Annotated in this window: 1 protein-coding gene; it reads left to right on the forward strand. The window is 71.3% G+C overall.

The genetic code is table 11. The annotated features are described in order from the left end of the window. Positions 1-3,890, forward strand: a 3,890-nt coding sequence (locus tag E6R60_RS36295) for a type I polyketide synthase (protein ID WP_136330996.1), incomplete at both ends; no start/stop codon positions are given.

Below are 3,890 nucleotides of genomic sequence, written 5' to 3' on the forward strand. Positions count from 1 at the left end.
TGCTTCAGGCTCTGGGTGCCCTGCATGTGGGCGGGCAGGGCATTGCCTGGGACCGGGTCCTGGACGGGGGAACACCCGTCGGTCTTCCCACGTACGCCTTCCAGCGCCGGCACTACTGGATCGAACCGAAGCCCGCGAAGAACTCCGGCCACCGTTCGCACGCCGACGACGCGCTGTGGCAGGCCGTCGGAAAGGGCGAGAGCGACCGCGTTTCCGAACTCCTCGGCGTCACCGACAGCTCCGCTGTCGTCGCCCTCCTGCCCTACCTCGCCACCTGGCGCGAACAGCAGGACAAGGCCGGTGAGGTCGCCGGCCTGAGCTACGAGGAGACCTGGCAGCCCTCCCCGGTGGCACGCACCGCCCCGACGCCCAGCGGCCACTGGCTGATCGTCGCCCCGGCCGCTGTCGAATCCCTTGCCGAGCAACTGGCCGAGGCACTGACCGGCGCCGGCGCGACCCCGCACCTCCTGACCACCGGAACCGACGCCGATCGCGCCACGTACGCCGCACTCCTGCGCGACCTGACCGACAGCCTCGGTGACCAATCCCTGCACGGTGTCCTTGCCCTCACCGCCACCGACACCACCCCGCACCCCGACCACCCCGCCGTGACCACGGGCGCTGCCCAGAGCCTCGCACTCGTCCAGGCACTGGGCGACACCTCGGCACGGGCTCCGCTGTGGTTCATCACCCGGGGCGCCGTTCACGCCCACGACACGGACACCGCTCCCGTCGCCGCCCAGGCCCTCGCCTGGGGACTGGGACATGTCGTCGCCCTCGAACACGCCAACCGCTGGGGCGGCCTCCTCGATCTGCCCGCCGAGCTCGACACGGCGACGGCACACCGGCTCCTGGCCACCCTCGCCGCACACGGCACCCCGGGCGCCGAGGAGCACATCGCGCTACGGCCCACCGGGCGGCTCGTGCGCAGGCTGCGCCGCACGCGGGACACGGCGGCCGTAAAGCCCTGGACCCCACGCGGCACCGTCCTGATCACCGGCGGCAGCGGCGCCCTCGCCGCCCACCTCGCCCGCCGTCTCGCCGACCGCGGCGCAGAACACCTCGTCCTCGTGTCCCGGCGCGGAGCCGACGCCGAGGGAGCCACCGAGCTCACCGCCGCACTCGAAGCCGCGGGCGCCCGCGTGACCCTCGCCTCCTGCGACGTCACCGACCGGCGGCAGCTCCGCGGGCTCCTCACCGCGATCGACCGCGACGAGGCACCCCTGCGGGCCGTCTTCCACACTGCGGGTGTCCTCGACGACCGGCTGCTCGACCGTCTGGACACCGAAGCCCTCGCGGCCGTGACCGCACCCAAACTCGCCGCCGCCACCCACCTCCACGAACTCACCCGCGACCGCGATCTCGACGCCTTCGTTCTCTACACGTCGGTCATCGGCGCTCTCGGCAACATCGGCCAGGCCAACTACGCCATGGCCAACGCCGCCCTGGACGCCCTCGCCGCACAACGCAGGGCCGAGGGCCTGCCGGCCATCTCCATTGGCTGGGGCCCCTGGGCGGACGGCGGCATGACGCACGGCGCGGCCGAGACCCAGCTACGCCGCATCGGCCTCGAACCGATGCCCGCCGAACGCGCCCTGGACGCCCTCGACGCGGCACTCGCCCACGGCGGCACGACCTTCGTCTCCGGCATCAACTGGACCCGCGCCGCCACCGCGTACTCCGAGGGCGGAAACCGTCGCTTCCTGCACGACATCCCGGAGGCCCGGGCCACGGTCGCCGACACCCCCGCCACGCAGGCCAACCCCCTGCGCAGCACCCTGCTGGACCTGGCCGAGGACGCCCGCGAGGACTACCTTCGGTCCCTGCTCGCCCTTGAGGCCGCGGCGGTGCTCGGCGTCGAGAACCCCGCATCGCTCGACCCCGAGCGTGGGTTCAAGGACCTGGGCTTCGACTCGATGATGGCCGTCGACCTCAGCGTACGGGTGCAGAGGCGCACCGGAACCATCACACCCAAGACCCTGATCTTCGACCACCCGAACCTGGCGTCCGCCACTCGCTGGCTACTCGGCGAACTCACCCCCGCACTCGCGGACACACCCGCCGCAGCCGCCGCGCAACGCACCGACGAACCGCTTGCCGTCGTCGGCGTCGGCCTGCGCATGCCGGGTGACGCCCACGACCTCGACAGCCTCTGGGACGTACTCTCCGAGGGCCGCGACACGGTGACCCGGATACCGGCCGACCGCTTCGACATAGACGCGTTCTACGACCCGGACCCGGACGCCGAGGGCAAGACCTACGCCCGTCACGCTTCCTTCCTCGACGACGTGGCCCACTTCGACGCCTCGTTCTTCGGCATCTCGCCACGCGAGGCCGAGCCGATGGACCCCCAGCACCGGCTGCTTCTCGAAGCGGCCTGGAACTCCCTGGAGGACGCCGGAATCCGCCCGGGCGAGCTGCGCGGCTCCCGCACCGGCGTCTTCGTGGGCGCGGGTGTCGGCGAGTACGGCAAGTACCGGTCGGGTGGCGCCCCCGACACGTACACCCTGACCGGAACGCTGCCCAGCTTCAACGCCGGCCGGCTCTCCTACCACCTCGGGCTCCAGGGCCCCGCACTGTCCATCGACACCGCGTGCTCGTCGTCACTGGTGGCGCTGCACCTGGCCTGCGAGGCGCTGCGCAACGACGAGTGCGAACTGGCCCTCGCGGGTGGAGTCCAGGTCCTCACCGACCCCGGCGCGTTCATCGCACTCAGCCGCTCGCACGCGCTCTCCCCGGACGGCCGCAGCAAGGCATTCTCGGCCGAGGCGGACGGGTACGGACGCGGCGAGGGCGTCGGAGTCATCGCCGTCATGCGACTTTCGGAGGCGATCGAGCAGAACCGCACGGTCCTGGGCGTCATCCGCGCCACAGCCGTCAACCACGACGGCGCCAGCAGCGGCATCACCGCCCCCAACGGCTCCTCCCAGCAGAAGGTCATCCGTGCCGCCCTGCAATCGGCCGGACTCTCCACGGGGGACGTCGACTACGTCGAGTGCCACGGCACCGGCACCTCGCTGGGCGACCCGATCGAGGTACAGGCGCTGGCCGCCGTCTACGGGGAGGGCCGTGAACCGGGCCAGGAGCTCGGACTCGGTACCGCGAAGAGCGTCATCGGGCACCTGGAATCAGCGGCCGGAATCGCCGGCGTGTGCAAGATGCTCGCCGCCTTCAAGAAGGACGCCCTGCCCGGGACCCGGCACAGCTCGCCGCGCAATCCGAACATCGCCTGGGACGACCTGCCGGTACGGGTGGTCGACGAGCTCACGCCGTGGGAGCGGGACGCTGGTCGTGTGCGTCGTGCGGGTGTGTCGTCGTTCGGTCTCAGTGGTACGAACGCGCACGTCATTGTGGAGGAGCCGCCGGTCGCGAGGGTGGTTGAGCCTGTGGCCGGGGATGGGGCCGGGGGGGCCGGGGGGTTGTTCCCGGTGGTGGTGTCCGGTCGGGATGAGTCGGCGTTGCGGGAGCAGGCGGGGCGTTGGGCTTCGTGGCTGTCGGGTCGTGAGGGTGTGTCGTTGGCTGATGTCGCGGTGACGGCTGCACGGCACCGTACCCACTTCGAGTCGCGGGCGAGTGTCGTCGCAGCTGGTCGTGGCGAATTGGTCGAGGCGTTGTCTGCGTTGGCTGAGGGGCGGTCGCATGACGCGGTGGTGACCGGTGGTTCCGGGCGGCGGGGAAAGGTGGTCTTCGTTTTTCCGGGTCAGGGTTCGCAGTGGGTGGGGATGGGGCGTGTGCTGCTGGAGGAGAGTGGGGTTTTCCGGCAGGTGGTTGAGGCGTGTGATGTGGCGTTGGCGCCGTTCACGGGTTGGTCGGTGCGTGAGGTGTTGGCGGGTGTGGAGGGTGAGCATCCTCCGTTTGACCGGGTGGATGTGGTGCAGCCGGCTTTGTTC

Source organism: Streptomyces sp. A0642 (assembly GCF_004795105.1).
Taxonomy (GTDB): domain Bacteria; phylum Actinomycetota; class Actinomycetes; order Streptomycetales; family Streptomycetaceae; genus Streptomyces.